The sequence below is a fragment of the Brevibacillus parabrevis genome (assembly GCF_003710905.1).
Classification (GTDB): Bacteria; Bacillota; Bacilli; order Brevibacillales; family Brevibacillaceae; genus Brevibacillus; species Brevibacillus parabrevis.
In genome coordinates this window covers 647,641-664,416 of the sequence record NZ_RHHV01000005.1, presented here as the reverse complement: position 1 = coordinate 664,416, position 16,776 = coordinate 647,641, and the positions used below count along the sequence as shown (strand labels likewise).

General features: G+C 50.3%; 14 protein-coding genes and 1 pseudogene. 5 read left to right on the top strand and 10 right to left on the bottom strand.

The annotated features are described in order from the left end of the window. Nucleotides 1–539 precede the first annotated feature (539 nt). Together EDM60_RS06410 and EDM60_RS06405 are read left to right on the top strand one after the other, a co-directional pair. Entirely contained in the window at nucleotides 540–1,268 is a 729-nt protein-coding gene (locus EDM60_RS06410; RefSeq protein WP_122963192.1) for a hypothetical protein, read from the top strand. Between the two features lie 468 nt (nucleotides 1,269–1,736). Next, on the top strand, nucleotides 1,737–3,257 hold the full coding sequence (locus tag EDM60_RS06405) for an NAD(P)/FAD-dependent oxidoreductase (RefSeq protein WP_122963191.1): 1,521 nt from the start codon (nucleotides 1,737–1,739) through the stop codon (nucleotides 3,255–3,257). 281 nt (nucleotides 3,258–3,538) lie between these two features. Here EDM60_RS06405 and EDM60_RS06400 read toward each other — a convergent pair. After that, nucleotides 3,539–3,677 (bottom strand): annotated as a pseudogene (locus EDM60_RS06400) (LuxR C-terminal-related transcriptional regulator). Nucleotides 3,678–4,058: 381 nt separating this feature from the next. Between EDM60_RS06400 and EDM60_RS06395 the strand changes: the two are divergent. Then, a complete protein-coding gene (locus EDM60_RS06395; protein ID WP_122963190.1) occupies nucleotides 4,059–4,490 on the top strand; it encodes a VOC family protein in 432 nt (143 codons plus the stop codon). 179 nt (nucleotides 4,491–4,669) lie between these two features. Here the strand turns inward: EDM60_RS06395 and EDM60_RS06390 are convergent, their stop codons facing one another. From EDM60_RS06390 to EDM60_RS06365, 6 genes are all read right to left on the bottom strand, one after another. Further along, on the bottom strand, nucleotides 4,670–4,891 hold the full coding sequence (locus EDM60_RS06390; RefSeq protein ID WP_003387736.1) for a helix-turn-helix domain-containing protein: 222 nt from the start codon (nucleotides 4,889–4,891) through the stop codon (nucleotides 4,670–4,672). Nucleotides 4,892–5,353: 462 nt separating this feature from the next. Continuing rightward, nucleotides 5,354–6,277, bottom strand: a complete 924-nt coding sequence (locus EDM60_RS06385) for an ABC transporter permease (protein ID WP_122963189.1) — start codon at nucleotides 6,275–6,277, stop codon at nucleotides 5,354–5,356. Between the two features lie 34 nt (nucleotides 6,278–6,311). Further along, nucleotides 6,312–7,175: an ABC transporter permease subunit gene (locus tag EDM60_RS06380; RefSeq protein WP_167470238.1), complete on the bottom strand. Its 864-nt coding sequence runs from the start codon at nucleotides 7,173–7,175 to the stop codon at nucleotides 6,312–6,314. Between the two features lie 146 nt (nucleotides 7,176–7,321). Next, nucleotides 7,322–7,780, bottom strand: coding sequence for a chemotaxis protein CheX (locus EDM60_RS06375; RefSeq protein ID WP_122963188.1), 459 nt, complete (start codon nucleotides 7,778–7,780; stop codon nucleotides 7,322–7,324). A 79-nt stretch (nucleotides 7,781–7,859) separates the two neighbouring features. Next, nucleotides 7,860–8,255, bottom strand: a complete 396-nt coding sequence (locus EDM60_RS06370) for a hypothetical protein (protein ID WP_063227188.1) — start codon at nucleotides 8,253–8,255, stop codon at nucleotides 7,860–7,862. A 65-nt stretch (nucleotides 8,256–8,320) separates the two neighbouring features. Then, entirely contained in the window at nucleotides 8,321–12,085 is a 3,765-nt protein-coding gene (locus EDM60_RS06365; protein WP_122963187.1) for a S8 family serine peptidase, read from the bottom strand. A 192-nt stretch (nucleotides 12,086–12,277) separates the two neighbouring features. On the opposite strand from EDM60_RS06365, the gene EDM60_RS06360 reads away from it, so the two are divergent. Next, entirely contained in the window at nucleotides 12,278–12,739 is a 462-nt protein-coding gene (locus EDM60_RS06360; RefSeq protein ID WP_063227190.1) for a MarR family winged helix-turn-helix transcriptional regulator, read from the top strand. Nucleotides 12,740–12,769: 30 nt separating this feature from the next. Here EDM60_RS06360 and sdhB read toward each other — a convergent pair whose 3' ends face one another. Genes sdhB through EDM60_RS06345 form a run of 3 tightly spaced genes read right to left on the bottom strand, consistent with a single transcriptional unit; the run spans nucleotide 12,770 to nucleotide 15,925 of the window. Beyond that, nucleotides 12,770–13,519, bottom strand: a complete 750-nt coding sequence (gene sdhB, locus EDM60_RS06355; RefSeq protein ID WP_063227191.1) for a succinate dehydrogenase iron-sulfur subunit — start codon at nucleotides 13,517–13,519, stop codon at nucleotides 12,770–12,772. Between the two features lie 18 nt (nucleotides 13,520–13,537). After that, nucleotides 13,538–15,295: a succinate dehydrogenase flavoprotein subunit gene (gene sdhA / locus EDM60_RS06350; protein WP_122963186.1), complete on the bottom strand. Its 1,758-nt coding sequence runs from the start codon at nucleotides 15,293–15,295 to the stop codon at nucleotides 13,538–13,540. An 18-nt stretch (nucleotides 15,296–15,313) separates the two neighbouring features. Then, entirely contained in the window at nucleotides 15,314–15,925 is a 612-nt protein-coding gene (locus tag EDM60_RS06345; RefSeq protein ID WP_063227193.1) for a succinate dehydrogenase cytochrome b558 subunit, read from the bottom strand. A 325-nt stretch (nucleotides 15,926–16,250) separates the two neighbouring features. On the opposite strand from EDM60_RS06345, the gene EDM60_RS06340 reads away from it, so the two are divergent. Beyond that, nucleotides 16,251–16,703 (top strand): DUF2507 domain-containing protein, encoded by a 453-nt coding sequence (locus EDM60_RS06340; protein ID WP_122963185.1) that lies wholly within the window; start codon nucleotides 16,251–16,253, stop codon nucleotides 16,701–16,703. Nucleotides 16,704–16,776 lie beyond the last annotated feature (73 nt).

The following is a 16,776-nucleotide window of genomic DNA, read 5'->3' as shown; positions in this document are numbered from 1 at the left end:
GAAACAGACCCGAAAAAAGTCATAGCTTTCTTTGGCATGAAGGGCACAGTGTGGAATCCTTCCGCTTTTGTTACCTCATTGGCATGGGGATACGACAGCTCCTGACCATCCGCTCCTGATTATGAACACTAAATTAAGCAACAACCCAGGTCCAGGGAAATACGTAAATTTTGTAAATGGAGCGGCAAAGGATCGGCATGGCAATGTCATTACGCGCACTACACCTTAATAGCGAATCCATCAACAATCTTCGGATTTCTCCGGGGATCTTTTTTTATATTTGGTGGCGACCACCGACTGCTTTCGAGGTTAGCGTTTTTTTACCAGCAAACTTGTTTCTATCATGTTTTGAGCGCTATTTATTTTTACACTCGTTCAAAATATTGTAAATCAATTCCATGATTCGACAGTATCTCCTAAGGTAAAGGCAAAGAACGTGCTTTAAAATGGTAAATGTTGGAATTAACACCACAACCGTTAACTTCCACTTGATGATATTGTCGAAACGCCATTTACTATGATCAAGAAAGGTGATGTTCATGTTTAAGAAATCTTTGCTCCTCCTGACATTAAGCTCCGTTGTCGCCGTACCGGCTCTCGCTGCGCAAGCCCATGGAGCAACGCCATCTCCCCAGGCAAAAACGACCGCTTACGCATCCGCTTTCAGCAAAGAAGACGGGAAAACGAAGCAGTCTCCTTCCAAAGTGCCCGCTAAAGCAATCGCAAACAAAGCATACGGCGAAGAGCATTGGGTGACCATTAGCTCGCCCATTCCAAGCGGTTGGGTCATCGTCAGAAATCAAGGAAACATGAATCTGATCAGAGACCTGAACAATGCACCCGCTAATGCCCAACTATGGGTATTGGGAGGCTCCCCGATCCCGACTGGATGGATCGTGACGAGATACCAGGAAAATACCAAATACATCCAAAATGTCAATAACGCGGCTTATGGCGCTCAACACTGGGTGTTGATTAGCTCGCCTATTCCAACCGGATGGATCGTCACCAGAAACAACGGAAATACGAATTACATCGAGAACGTCAATAATGCTCCTTTTGGCACCGAACGCTGGGTACTGCTTAGCTCGCCTATTCCAGCCGGATGGGTCATCACAAGAACTAACGGAAATACGCGCTACATTAAAAATATTGCGAGCGCTCCGATTGGCTATGAGCAATGGGTACTGCTAGGTTCGCCTCTCCCAAGCGGATGGATCATTGTTCGCTCGCAAGGATCAAACAATCTGATCAAGCGTGTTAGCTAAAACAGAACACGGAACAGCCGCATGCATGGGCAATAGACACATGACATGCAGCCAATGGACAAGCTGGCGTCGGACGTGCATTCGACATCAGCTTGTTTCTTTTTGGCTCACTTCGCTGCCCTCTGAGCATCTTCTTTCCATATCACTTTTTCATCATCCCGCTGCCAGAGCAAGTTCGTTATAGGAAAAGGAAAAGTCATTTTGCCCAGTTGTTGAAATACTTTTTCCAACTCTTCCGCCTCAAATACTCTCTCTTTCTTTTGCTCAACCGATTTTCATATTTCTTCTGTTCGGATCAGGCAATATAAACAGATGCTGTTCATAGAACGTTTTTTGTCCATAAAGTATTTATTAGAAGCATCAAACTAACACGTCTGGTATGGCTTCGGATACATTTGCTGAAAACACTGCAACTCCAACTAATGAATCGCGGCGAACTGCGAATCAATTTTAAGGAGGAAACAAGCTATGAACAAACAACTGCAAGCTGACAAAAGAAAGCAAGAAAAAGCACTTGTAATTGGAGCCGGTATTGCAGGCTTGCTAGCCGCCCGCGTTCTTTCCGGTCATTTTGCGGAAGTCATGGTTGTAGAAAAAGATGAGCTGCCAGAAAAGCCATCTACTCGTCCTGGTACCCCACAAGATTTTCATCCTCATCGTGTGCTGCCGCGTGGGGACTTGATTATGAACCGCTTGTTCCCAGGATATATCGATGATTTACTGAATCTCGGTGCATGTAACGTGCAAAATAGCAAAATGACTCGATTTACTGCATATGGAAAACTTGAATTGGTTAGCAGCCAAAAAAATGCATCTAGCAGTCGGGCCTTGTTGGAATGGGCGATCCGCCAGCGTGTGCAAAAGATTCCCAATATACGCTTTGTAACGAAACAAGTAGTGACAGGACTGCTTGCTTCGGAAGATCACAGGCAAGTTGTCGGTGTTCGCCTTCACGCACGAAAGGAACGGAACAAGGAGCGAACCGTTGCCGCTCATCTGGTAGTGGATACATGCGGCCGTCAATCGAAGCTCAATAAATGGCTGGAAGCGCTGGGATATGCTGTTCCAGAGCCTGAGCGCTTAAAAGTCCGTTTTGGGTACAGTACCCGACATTACCGAGTCCCTGCCCATCTTACAGAAAAATTGTCGGCTAGTTCAGAAGGAGATCCTGCTAACAACAAGGGTGCGGTGGGGCTGCTGTATATTGAGGATAACATAGCGCAGGCATTGTTGTTTCGTGCGGGAGGGAAACAATATCCCCCAACAGCCCCGGAAGAATATGAAAAAGAGCTGTACTCCTTGTCTACTCCCATGTTAAAGGAGTTAATCAAAGAGTTGGAGCCAATCGGCGCTCCACGTGGTTTTCGGGCAGAAGAATCGACGCGGCAGCATTATGAGCAAATGGAAAATTGGCCCTCGGGACTGCTGGTGTTGGGAGATGCATTTTGCAACTTTGACCCTATTTATGGGCAAGGCATGACGGTAGCTGCGATTGAAGCCGAAATGTTGGACATCAGTTTACAGAAAGGCGATCTGCTTCAACCTGACTTCGAACGCAAGGTGCTGCAACGGATGCAACAAGCCATTGAACCTGCCTGGTGGTTGAGTGCGATTGCCGATTTGCGCTGGAACGGGGTGGAGCATGTAGGCGCTATCCCCTTAAAAGGGGTGGCATTTGCTCAGAAATACTTTGATCTATACCTCAAAACAGCCGTGAAGCAGGCCATGGAGAATCATGACCTTTCCATGTTCCAGCAATATGTAATGATGAACGCATTAGTCCTTTCCCCTCAGGAAATCATTAACCAACGCACGCTAACTACGTTGCTAACCGGAGATGAATCTCGCGAAGAAACGCAACTTTTAGCGGAACTGGGAGAGCACGATGCAACACATCTGCAAGAGAGGATCAATGAGTTGATTCCTTCCTTTACTTTAGCATTTGATCAAAAGGTACCAAGTCTGTTCTCTGCCGACTCCCATCATTGAAAAACAGTAATAGATACTGCTAGGCTACCCGGCTTCGTGCCGGATTTTTCAGATGTTTGAATCCACTGCCCGCTCTCTTGGCAACCAGCATGTTGGCCGCTCCCGCCATATTTATGGGAAGTCGCAAGCACAGAGTTGAACAGCGGCCCGCGCCATTCCCGCACAACAGGCAACTCTTCAAAGCCACGCCGGTTCGCACCACGGAGAGTGGGCGGAATAAACCGTGTTTCGTGCTCAGCAGGCCAGTGCTCCTGCTTGTAAAATGCGCCCAGTTCACCAAGTCAAACGAGTTCGACTACTGCCTCGGATCGACCTTTGATACTTAATTTTTGCATGACATTACTGATGTGATTGCGCACAGTCTTTTTTCGCTGATGAAGACTGGCTGACAATCTCTTTCGTTCTCTTAGCTTGAACCAAGGATTTCGTTCACAACGGCTTGGCTTGGTCGCTACCCTTCAATCGTGCCACCCCTCCTTGTGGTCACGACAATACCTTCCGAAAACATTCCTACTCTTTGCTCCCTGTTCAAACGTAACAGCTCGTAAAACCCCAGAGCAACTTCTTTACCAAAGCACAGAACGCTTACAATGGGGCAGCAAAGATTGCTGCAAGCGGAACCTCACAGGTTGTCCATTTATCCCAATCCCCTCCATCCCCACTTAGCAAATCCGTGCATTCAGTTCAATCTTCCTCTTTTTGCCCAAAATAGTTTTCATAAAAAGCCTTGCTTTCACGCAAGCGTCAACGTTTACCGTTTATTTAAATCATTCCAACCACAACGGGAAAGGGGTTTCTGCTATGTCCGATTTTTACATTATGCCTATGTTCGTCAAATTGGAAGTGAAAAGTGTCGAGGAATCAACAAAATGGTATCGGGAAGCGCTGGGATTTTCGTCTGTGTTTGAACTGCCAGGCGGTGATGGGTCCGTCGTAATGGCTCATCTGCGGGGAACGAAGTACCAAGATATTCTTCTCATTCAAAACAAGACTGCGCCCTCACCAGCTAACAGTGGCGGTGTTGTCATTCATTTTTCAACGAATGACATTGATTCACTTGACCAGAAAGTTCGCGCAAAGAATGCTGAAATAATCGAAGGACCAGTAATTCGTCCTTGGAACGCACGAGAAATCGTGATAAAAGACCTTGATGGGTACGTCATTGCATTCTCCTCCCAAATCGATGGGTCTAAGGCATTTGATGAAGTAATGGATGGCATTCAGTTACCGTAAGTAAGCTGTCTACTTTGCCTTCGCATTGTGTAAGAAGAATGTGAACGTTATGCTTTCTCGCCTAGCCAGTAAACGCCTGACTTGTGTGCCAAATCGCTTGTATTGACTGGACTTCCCCCAAAAATAAAAAACCCTCCCTTCCGACCATGGGAAGAAAAGGGAGGCTGGGTGGACTGGGTTCAAATCTCTAGTTCACCAAGTCGAACGAGTTCGACTACTGCCTGAGATCGACCTTTGACACCTAATTTTTGCATGACATTACTGATGTGATTGCGCACAGTCTTTTCGCTGATGAAGAGTTGTCCGGCAATCTCTTTGGTTGTCTTATCTTGGACCAAGAGTTCAAACACTTCTCTTTCGCGATTCGTTAACAACGGCTTGGTTTGGTCGCTACCCTTCAATCGTGCCACCCCTCCTTGTGGGCTCTACAGGAACAAGGTTGAGGGATTACAGAGTCACCTTATCCTATGATGGGGGGTGGGTGATGGTGCCGGAATTTCAAGGATTTTAGGCTTTTGCCTTACATCCTATTCACAAAATGGGCAATGGGTTCCGAACACCACACAAGAAACATCTCCAGCCATCCCCGCCACTTCCGAAAAAATCATGTTGGTCGGCAGTCTGCCGGTTGTCTCTTTGACCAAACAGGCTTGCGTACTTACCCGCTTGGGGAGGCTGGCGCCGGAACCCAAAGGCCAACACCGCCCCCGACACTTCAGTCTATTCACATAGCATGTGTGCTGCTCCCTTCTTTCCCCCTCCTTTTTCCGCGTTCTTCGCAAACCTGTCCCAGCAGGGCGCACAGCCACACCAAAAACCCCGATCCATCACGACCGGGGCCATCAACTCCATCATCTTTACGGTTAAATAAACGGCGTGCGATGATACGTCTGTTCGAACTTCTCGCGCAATCCCTTCGCCAACAGCGTGAACGAACCGATTGCGATCACGAAAGCAACCAGCGGCGTCAGGAAAATCCAGGTGTAATTGCTGTAAACAAACCCCCGGTACGCTCCGAGCAGCCCTGCCCACTCATGCGTGATCGAGTGGAAAAGGACGGGGTCCATCGTCATTTTCGTCCCGCCGACAAACAGGTCAAACATCCCCAAAAGTCCCATCAAGGTCATGATGGCGACCATTTCTGTCACCAAAATAATAATGATCTGCTCTTTCAAGTGCGGGAGAATATGCCGGAAAATGATTTGCTCGCGTCCCGCTCCCAACGAGGTAGCCGCCAGGACGTATTGCGATTCCTTGATCTGTTCTGTCTTTTGACGGATGGAAGAAGCCACAGAAGGCGCTCCCAGCACTCCGACAAGCACGATGAAAAACAGGACAAGCGTCGATGTCGGCGTCAATGGATTGATATTGATGCCTTTGAGCAAAAAGTAGACGGGGATGAAGATCGGCATGTAGCTCCAGGCGTTTTCGATGGCGAGCCACCAGCGCTGCGGCTTGTCCTGAATGCCGATATACAGTCCGAGAAACGTCCCGATCAACAGGCGCACAGCAGCCACCGCCAGCGTGACAAAAACAGTATAAGGAGCGCCGTGCAACAACAGTGTGAGCAGATCGTATCCCCATTTGTCCGTTCCCAGCCAGTGAGCCTCAGACGGCGGCAATGGCGGTGCGATGATGATGGTTTTGCCGTTTACGACCTCGTTGCGCAGCTTTTCCTGATAGTCCAGCTCATAGGGAGCCATATACGGCCCGAGCACACCGAGGATCAGGAGCAGCACCACGAGGATGCTCCCCGTCCACAAAGACCAGTTGAATCCTTTTTGCATAGAAAAACCTCACTCGTTACGACGAAACATCGCGTTATTTGTACACGGCTACCCGTTCGAACAGGTACAGCACCGCGCGGATGAGCACATAGACCAGAATCGAGAGCAAAATGATGCCCAGCAGCCCCATGACCGCGGCATTGAACTGATAGCCCCCGTCCTTGCTGAAAATAAAGCGGGTAAGACCGACGACGTTGAGCAAATATTCCACGATGAACAAGTTTGCGACAGTAATCGCAATCGTCTTTTTCAAATCGGCCACGAGAAACGGCTTGATGTTTTTGTATACGTGGTGGGTCAGTACATGCCAAATGCCCATCCCTTTTGCAAGCGCTGTCTTAATGTAATCTTCGCCGCCGATTTGCACGTATTTCAGACTGATTACTTTCATCAGGAAAATCGTCGGCCCGATCGCGAGCAGCGTCATCGGGAACCAGTCATTGGCGGAGTCGCTGGTAGGCGACAAGGTGATGATGCGAATATTCGTCAGCTTGTAAAATCCGACTGCTGCCAAAATCGACATAAAAATCAGAATAAAATCGGGAATCGTGGCAACAAGATTCAGAACCTTTTGCAACTGGCGAACCATGCGAAAGCGCTGCAAAAACAAGCCGAATACCAGACTGGCCACCACAGCAATGCTGACGCTGGAAAACAAGAGCTTAAACGTATTCATGGCAAACGGGACGATATCCTCCGCGATGCTTCTCTCATTTTCCCCCAAGTAGTAGGTGCCGAGAGAACCACTCGCGATCTGCTGGATCAAAAAGACAGAGTGGACAACGATTTCTTCCGGTGCGAATACGATCTCTTCCTTGACCGTATATAGCATAAATGGCCCGCCACAGACGACGATGACCAGGAAGAACATCCCAAGCAGTTGTTTTACATATGACAAACACTCCTACCCCCTTACTAATTCCAACAATACACCATCTAAAAAAAATCATCTATACAATCAAAAAATATTTTATGTTTTTTTATATTTCAGATAATAGATTCGTTTCTCCTTCTAAAACAAAAAAAGACGGCCGCTGCCGCCTTTTACCGAATCACGATAATTTGAATTTCCAATCGGCCCATGTCATGCAGATCGAGAGGGGCCGTAAGCGCTGTTCCCGTCACGTCTTTCAAATCTTGATGATGCACGAACAACGGAGGCGTAATGTCGACAATCACACCGTTATTGGATAGCAAGGTGCTGGCGTTGCCTGAGATCATGTTCCCCAGCTCGGATATGGCGCTCTTCCCCAACTCGTCCATCTCCTGCACCGGAAAACCACCCATCATGGCAGAGACAATGCGCAAAGCCAAATCCTCTTGCAGACCAAAAAACACGTCTCCTTGCAATTGCCCTGTCATCCCGATCCGAATCCAGGTGTGACCCTCCGCATTGCTCCACTCCTTCTCAGCCAATTCCCCACGCGAAATGCCTACGTTACATACCTGTTGAATCACAGAGGAGGCTGATTCAAGAAATGGATCTAGGTATTTGACTATCATTTGCGATCTCTTCCTTTCCCGGGCAATTATCTCTGCTATAGGACTATCATAATGTCGATATTTGGCAGATGCAAGACTATCACAAAAACTTCATAGGCAAAAGGTCACTTATCCGCCGAACTCCCGGAAATAATTCCCATACTTTTGCATCATGCCTTTTGGTATAGATAGCCGAGCACGTACGCAGATCCAACACTTCTACGCCTACCTCATGCCGGCTTAGCTGCCACATCGGCAAACTGAGCCGCTCAAATGCAAAAACAGTATCGCCAAATGCGAGACACTCTGCTATACAGCGCTCATCCGGATAGCTATCGTCTGCTTCGAGCAAATGGACAGGCTCCAGTCCGAACTGCTGAAGCAGGTGCAGCCGATCCATGCATTGCGCCTTGCCGTTTTTCCCGGCAATTCGTCTGGGCGAGAGCAGTGGATACTCTTTTCTAACATATTCCCACTTGATTCCGTGATAAAACATCGAATTTGTTTCCCCCTAAAGCAGCAAGCCCGGCTGCAGCGATAATTCGCTGCGCCGGGCCATCCTTACTGCTTCCTTTTGCCGATCACGTTCATTTCGGCGCGCACTTCACGTCCCAGCGAGTCGGTTGCGATCACAGTCAGCTTTTGCTTCCCTTCCTCCACCCGATTCAGCACCAGGCGGAACCCTCCACGGTCATTCACATCCGCAGCAATCGGCTGCTCTTTGTACATGACTTGCACATGGACGGGGCCTGCACCTGTCACCTTGCCTTCGATCGGCAGCGTCTCGCCTTCCTGGCTCTCCACTTGTTGTTTCATCAATTGAATCGTAGGCGCGGCTACCGTTCTCGCCCGATAGTTCAGCCGTTGCTCTCCCAAGGTGAGCACGACCGTTCCAGCGCTTGCATCCACGTACGCGTATAGCAGCAGCGAGCTTTGATTGCCTGCCCCGTCTTTTCCTTCGATCAGGACGCGGTTCTCTCCTTGCTTCATCGGCAAAACGTGCGTCAAATTTTTGTGCACAGGTATTTCCAACTGGTCTTCCTCGAAGTTGGAAACGATCTGTCCGTTGACGCTCGCCTGCCCCTTGTACGTTTGATCGCGGTACATGAAGCGAATCGGCACGAGCATCGTTTTCGTTGCCGGGTCAAACTGAATGTCCTCGGAGCCGTCGTTTTGCAGCTGCAGCATCGGCGGGCTTGTATCGACGATGACGCGCTGCGTGAACTGCCTTGTATTGCCGTACATGTCAGCAGCGCTGTAGACGACGTAGTTCAATCCTTCTTGCAGTCTCAGGATCGTTTCGAACGAACCGTCTGCCTCCAGCTTCACAGGTGTTTTGTTGATGGATAAACGAACTCGGTCGAGCAGCTCCTCGCCTGCTACCTTCCCGCGCAAGGCGACATCCGGCTGCTTCGATATTTTCAAATAGCTGAACAGGTCATCCGGAAATTCTACGAACGGCGGCACCGTATCGCTCTTGCCGTTTACATTCGCCACACCGATGTTTCCGGCGTAGTCAAAGGCCACTACGCTGATTTTTTTCTCCGGCTGGTTGACCAGCGTACTCGTAATTTTCGCGGAGTACGGCCCGCCTACTTTCTTGCCGTTCACGTACAGCAAATAGCCTTGCACATCTTTGTCCCGGCTGCTCCACTGCACTTTGTTGCCGGAGACAGACGCGGTCACGACAGGCGGTTTCGTGTCTACGCGAATCGGCAGTGTCATCGTCTGCCAATTCGTTTGCCTGCCGTCGATCTTTGCCTTGATCAAAAACTGGTACGCTCCGTCTGGCGCTTGCACATAGCTGCCTTTTTGCGGGGAAAAGATTTTGCCATCCCAGCTCCACGCTTCCCGTTCCGTGTAGTAATAAGGCGTTCCCAGCTTGGACTGGTCGTACTTGCTGATTTTTTCATCGCGCACAAGTGTCCGTACCGGCTTGCCTGACTGGTCGATGACCTCCACGATCACTTGACGGGCGTTGCGCAAAAACGTAATCGAAGGAGCGGCGATATCGTAATGTCCATCTCCGTTTGGCGAAAACGCAATCTGGTTCGGATCAATCTGTGCCGTGCCGTCATCTTTGGCACCCGTCACGCCCAAATAATCGCGGTAACGCCATTTGTCATTGCGTTTATCGTGGAACCAGGTTGTTTTGACGCCCGTGCGCTTTTCCTGGCTGCCAGCCTCCCACACGGGCTGATCCATGATCCGCGGTTCATCCCAGTCCCCGAAAAAGCCGAAATACGGCACGCGCAAGACAGGCAGCGCTTTCTCCTCCGGCAAAAAGGCGATGAATCCTTCCGCAAACTGGTTGCGCGCTGCTGTCTGAGGAATCGCCAGCGTCACTTTGACCTCGGCTCGCTTCCCTGGCTCCACGGTTACCTTTTGTGCGGAAAAACGCAGCTGTGCCCCTTCCAGAGCGGTTTCCGTAAGCATATTCAGGCCATCCTTGCGCAAATCGGTCATGACGCCGAACTCATCTTGAATCTGATACGTCAGCGGCTTTTTCCCAAACTTGTTATCGACAAACAGCGAAAATGTCGTCGTCTGACTGATCTCTCCGAGCGAGACGCCTGCTTTTCCTTTCGCGTCTACGACTACCGCCGGAGTCTGGATCGCCTTGGCGATTTGCATCAAGCCCGCTCCTTGCACGCGCGGGCTGTACGGAACCTTTTTCACCTTGGCCTTGTCGGATGCAGCCACGCTCCCTCGCGGATCGAGCACAGGCTCGGCCGTGTTCATCGCCGCTGCTTTCAACGTTTCCACCAAAGCCCGTCCTTGCAGGTTGCGCCCTTGCTTTTGATACGCTTGCTTGAGCAGCGCCATCCCGCCCGCCACGTGCGGCGTCGCCATCGAGGTTCCGCTTTTCACGGCGTACTCCGAATCGCGCACAAGCGACAAAATGCCTCCGCCCGGTGCCGCAATCTCCGGCTTGAATTGCAGATCGGGAGTCGGTCCCCAGGAAGAGAAGCCGGAAATCGTTCCGCCATCCGGGTACGGCATCGGATTTTGCGCGTATTCGCCATTGAAGGTGACCGTTACTTTTTTGCCTTTTTTCACTGCCTGCGCCAGCTGCTCCCCCATCTGCTTGAGCACAGCGACGGCAGGAATTTGCTTCAAATGCTCCGCGCTAATAATCAGCGGCCCTGACTCGTTGTTGTAAATGATCGCGCCGACAGCACCCGCCGCCTTCGCCAGGCGCAGCTTTTCGTCAAAAGAAATGTCGCCGCGCTCCAGCAGCACGATTTTTTCCTTGACCGAGACGTTGTAGTCTTCTTTTTTGCCTTTGCCCATGTAGACGAGCGGATACGGCTTCAGGAGAGACACGACCGGATTGAGCGCTGCCCCGCTCTCCACGTGCCCCGGCAAGTATACGACTCGTTCCAGCCCTGATACACCCTGGACGGAAAAGCTGTTGCCCGCAAGTGTCGTCGCGTTGACAGAAGCAACGGAAAACGCGTCCGGACTGAGCCCGGGAGAACCGATCATCGCCACGTCCGGGTTTTGCGCCCGAACTTTGTCACTGCCAAAATAAGAGTCATTCCCCGCAGCAGCCACGACGATCACGCCATTGTCGACGGCTTTTTTCACGGCCATCTGCTCGACGTTTGACTCATCCACGTATCCGGCAGAGGAGCCGAGACTGAGGTTGATGACGTCCGCTTTTTTCGTGATCGAGTCGTTGATCGCAAACAGGATGGACTCACTGAGGCCAGGCACTTCCCCCTGATAGTTGGAAAAGACTTTCTGGCTCATGATTTGCGCTTCCGGTGCAACTCCTTTGATTTTCCCGTTGGCGGCGATGATCCCGGCCACGTGGATGCCGTGTTGGGATTCGGCGACATCTTCCGTCGTCTGGTTGCGGTCCGCCCAGTTGAAGCCTGGAATCACCTTTTGGGCCGAACCGGACTTTTGCACCGCCAACCGCTTGTCGTGCGGCGCTGGCAAGTCAGGATGGCGCGGGTTCACTCCTGTATCGATGACGGAGACGAGCATCCCTTCCCCTTTGACGCCTGCTTCCTGCCAGGCACGGCCAGCCTCGATCATCTCCAGGGTGGACACTTGCGCTTGCACAGCTTGTTCGCCCAGTGGAACCGACTCCGAGCGCTGCCACTCATTGGCGCTGCTTGCCCGCTGTCCGCTCCCTGCCGTCTCTGCTGAATGACTTGTATGTAATGGCTGCTTCATTTCCGCCAAATCCTGCATGACCACACGCGGCAGAACAGCGGAGTCGCCAGAAGCGAACACGTCTGCCTGCGTCTGATTCACGGTTGTTACGGGAAGCAAAACCAACGCTAACCCTAAGCTGATCACCTGTTTTTTCATCGTTTGCCCCCTTGTTGGAAGTACACCCATTATGTATCAGTTTTCACTGGGAACCGCTCGGGTATTCTCGTCTTTTGCCGTAAGGTTGACAAATCAGGTGATTCGGCCTATATTTAATTACGTTAAATATTTCCTGTACGAAACTTCCTCGTTACTATATTGCTACTATGCTGTAAGGAGCTGAAATTCAGCATGTCTTCCCCCTCTCCTGAGTCAATAGATCGCCTGCAAGAGGCATTCCGCACGATTATGCGCACACTTGGGTCACAGTTGGCCGAGCCTGTGGCAGGTTTGACCGGACCGCAGTTTTATATTCTCCATCAATTGGAGCAACGCCAAAGATGCACCGTCGGAGAATTGGCCGATTCCATGAATGTCAAACCAAGCGCAATCACTGCCATGATTGATCGCCTGGACAAGCACGGGTACGTAAGCCGCGACCGCGATGAGGAAGATCGGCGCGTCGTGTACATCAGTCTTTTGGATCACGGAAAAAGCATTTTGACCAAAGCCAAGCAAAATCGGCTGGAGGCGTTGAAGCAACTGTTTGCTCATTTCACGGATGAGGAATGGGAGCAGTTCGTGTACATGTTTGAAAAACTGGCAGTTGCGGCTGTCCAGGAAGCAAGACAAAAAGGCGTGCATTCCGGGTAACCGGCGCACGCCTTTTCTTTTGGCAACAGCTTAGGAGAAGAAGAACTTCTTCACAGCATGTTTGACTGTTTCTTTGTTCATGTGAGCGATCGAAGTGGTGAGCGGGATGCCTTTTGGACAAGCTTGCACGCAGTTTTGCGAGTTACCGCAATCGCCGATACCGCCATCCTCCATCAGTGCTTCCAGACGCTCATGCTTGTTCATCATACCAGTTGGATGCTGGTTGAACAGACGAACTTGCGAGATTGCGAACGGTCCGATAAACTCGGCTTTCGAGTTCACGTTCGGGCAAGCCTCCAGGCAAACACCGCACGTCATGCATTTGGACAGCTCGTACGCCCATTGGCGCTCAACTTCCGGCATGCGTGGACCTGGTCCCAGATCGTGCGTACCATCGATTGGAACCCACGCTTTTACGCGTTTCAGCGCATCGAACATGCGGCTGCGGTCAATCGACAAGTCACGTTGTACAGGGAATGTGCTCATTGGTTCCAGACGAATCGGCTGCTCCAATTTGTCTACCAGCGCCGAGCAAGCTTGGCGTGGTCTACCGTTGATCACCATCGAGCACGCACCACATACTTCTTCCAAGCAGTTCGATTCCCAGTTTACCGGAGCGGTTTTCTGGCCTTGTGCATTGACCGGATTGCGTTGAATCTCCATCAGTGCACTAATGACGTTCATACCAGGGCGGTACGGGATTCTGAACTCTTCCTTGTATGGAGTGCTGTCAGGGCTATCTTGGCGGGTAATAATCAGGTGAATCAATTTTTCTGCCATGATCAGTTTCCTCCTCTTTTAGTGCTTCTTGTCAGACGTATAGTCACGTTTCCGTGGTGCAATCAACGAAACATCGATGTCTTCATAGTAAATCTCTGGCGCAGTTGTTTCCGGGTTGTACTTCGCCATGGTTGTCTTCATGAAGTTCTCGTCATCACGCTCTGGGAAGTCTGGTTTGTAGTGAGCACCGCGGCTTTCGTTACGCATGAGCGCACCGATTGTGATCGCGCGGGAGAGAACCAGCATGTTCCACAGGTGACGGGTAAAGGAAGCACCGGAGTTGCTCCATTTGTTTGTATCGTTGATGTTGATTTTTTTGTAACGCTCCATCAACTCTTGAATCTTGGCATCTGTTTTTTCCAGACGGTCGTTGTAGCGAACTACCGTTACGTTGTCTGTCATCCACTCGCCAAGCTCTTTGTGGATCAGGTAAGCATTTTCTGTTCCGTCCATTTTCAGGATGCCGTCGTATTTCGCCTGCTCTTTGCTTGTGTAGCTGTCAAAGAGAGTAGAAGACAGGTCGTCCGAAGATTGGTTCAAGCCTTTGATGTACTCGATAGCTTTCGGACCGGCAACCATACCGCCGTAGATCGCGGACAACAGGGAGTTTGCACCCAAACGGTTTGCGCCGTGCTGGGAGTAATCGCACTCACCCGCTGCAAACAGACCAGGAATGTTGGTCATCTGGTTGTAATCTACCCACATACCGCCCATGGAGTAGTGAACCGCAGGGAAAATCTTCATTGGTACTTTGCGTGGGTCATCCCCAACGAATTTTTCGTAAATCTCGATAATACCGCCCAGTTTTACATCCAGCTCTTTTGGATCTTTGTGGGACAGGTCGAGGTATACCATGTTCTCGCCGTTGACACCCAGTTTCATGTCTACGCAGACAGAGAAGATTTCGCGAGTCGCGATATCGCGCGGTACCAGGTTTCCGTATGCAGGATATTTATCCTCCAGGAAGTACCAAGGTTTACCGTCTCTGTATGTCCATACACGTCCGCCTTCACCGCGCGCAGATTCAGACATCAGACGCAGTTTGTCGTCGCCAGGAATCGCTGTCGGGTGAATCTGGATCATCTCACCATTGGAGTAGATAACGCCTTGCTGGTAAGCCGCAGACGCTGCTGTACCCGTGTTGATGATCGAGTTGGTCGATTTACCAAAGATGATACCAGGTCCGCCTGTTGCCAGAATGACAGCATCTGCACGGAAGGATTGAATTTCACCGGAACGCATATTTTGCGCGGTAATCCCGCGACAGGTTCCTGTATCGTCCAAAACGGCTCCGAGGAAATCCCAATATTCGTACTTGGTTACAAGACCTTCTGCTTCATAACGGCGTACTTGCTCGTCCAAAGCGTACAGCAATTGTTGACCGGTAGTCGCGCCTGCAAACGCAGTACGGTGGTGCTTGGTTCCTCCGAAACGACGGAAGTCCAGAAGACCTTCTGCTGTACGGTTGAACATAACGCCCATACGGTCAAGCATGTAAATAATTCCAGGTGCTGCATCACACATTGCTTTTACAGGCGGTTGGTTTGCCAAGAAGTCTCCGCCGTATACTGTATCGTCAAAGTGCTCCCAAGTGGAGTCGCCTTCCCCTTTGGTATTTACCGCGCCGTTGATACCGCCCTGTGCACATACAGAGTGGGAACGTTTTACCGGAACCAGGGAGAACAGCTGGACGGGAACGCCTTTTTCTGCTGCTTTGATGGTAGCCATCAAGCCGGCCAAACCACCACCGACAATGATCAGTTTACCTTTTGCCATGATTGAGTCCCCCTATCCCTACAGAATGAAAGCCGACATCGCACGCAATCCGATGAAGGTTACAACTACGAATACGACCATAGTGAAGTATGTTGCAATTCGTTGGGAACGTGGTCCAACTGTAATTCCCCAGTGAACCAGGAACGACCAGATTCCGTTGGAGAAGTGGAAAACCGTACTGATAATCCCAATTGTGTAGAATACGATCATTGCTGGGCTGCTAAGAATGTCAGCCATCATGTCAAAATTTACGGTTACACCCATCGCTTTCGGGATACGTGTCGACCACACATGCCAAACAATGAAAATGAGGGTAATGACTCCTGTCAGGCGTTGCCACAGAAACATTTGGTTTCTGAAGTAACTGAAGTTCCCCACGTTTTGTTTTGCCTGGAATGCGATGTAGAGACCGTAAATAGCGTGGAACAGGATCGGGATGTAGATGAAAACGAATTCAACGATCAAGAGAAGTGGAACTTTTTCAATCAGACCAACAGTCTGGTTGAACGCTTCTGCTCCGTGGGTCGCTTGATAGTTGGCTGTCAAGTGAAACAGCAGGAAGAGCCCGATCGGAAACAAACCAAGAAGTGAGTGCAGCTTGTGACTGAGAAAGCTATGGCCTTTCGCCATACAATGGTCCCCCTTTCAGTGTATGTAGCGCTCTTTTATGGACCTTTCTCCCATATCCTAACCCATTGCCTACCCTATTAGACATGCCAAAAAGCCGTTAGAACCTCTCACGCCTAACTTTGTCGGAATGTGTCAAAATACGAAAAAAAGTTGGGCAAAACTTTGACCAAATCCAATTGTACTCTTGTCGACAGAGAGCGTCAAGACAATCAATAGACTAAATACATTGATAGAATAACTTTGTTCAATTTCACTATTTTTTCTATGAATCGGTCATAGAGTCCGGGCTTCTCTCATACTCTCTTACAAACAGGAGGGAAGCGCCATGAACCAAACCGATCAGCTGGCAGCACTGTTGCCGCCGCAAACGATTCCCGTAGCGGAAAGAATGAACATGCCCTACCTCGGCTACCATCTGCTACGCGAGACATTGACGAACAGCCTGCTCGGAGACAGCGAGAGTCCAATTTTGTACTGGCTGGGAAAAGACCTCGGGCGAAAAATCCCCATCCAGTCTTCCACAGGTCCGATTATGCCTTTTATTCGCCTCGGATTGGGACAGCTTGATCTTTTGGAAGAGTCTGCCGAAACCATCGTCTACAAACTCACCCATACGATCCACAACTACCAAACACCGGAACGCCTCAGCCGCTCCCTGTCGCTCGAAGCAGGCATCATTGCTGGCAGCATTGAGCAATGGAAAGGAAAAGACACCTTTGCCCGGCTAGAGGTCGAGAGTAGTTCTACGATCATGATACGCGCCCATACTCCAAAGTGATCCTTCATGCCAACCATTGGCAGCGCAATAATTGTCAGGACTGGCGTGTCTTGTCAGGTCAAAAAGATGCCCC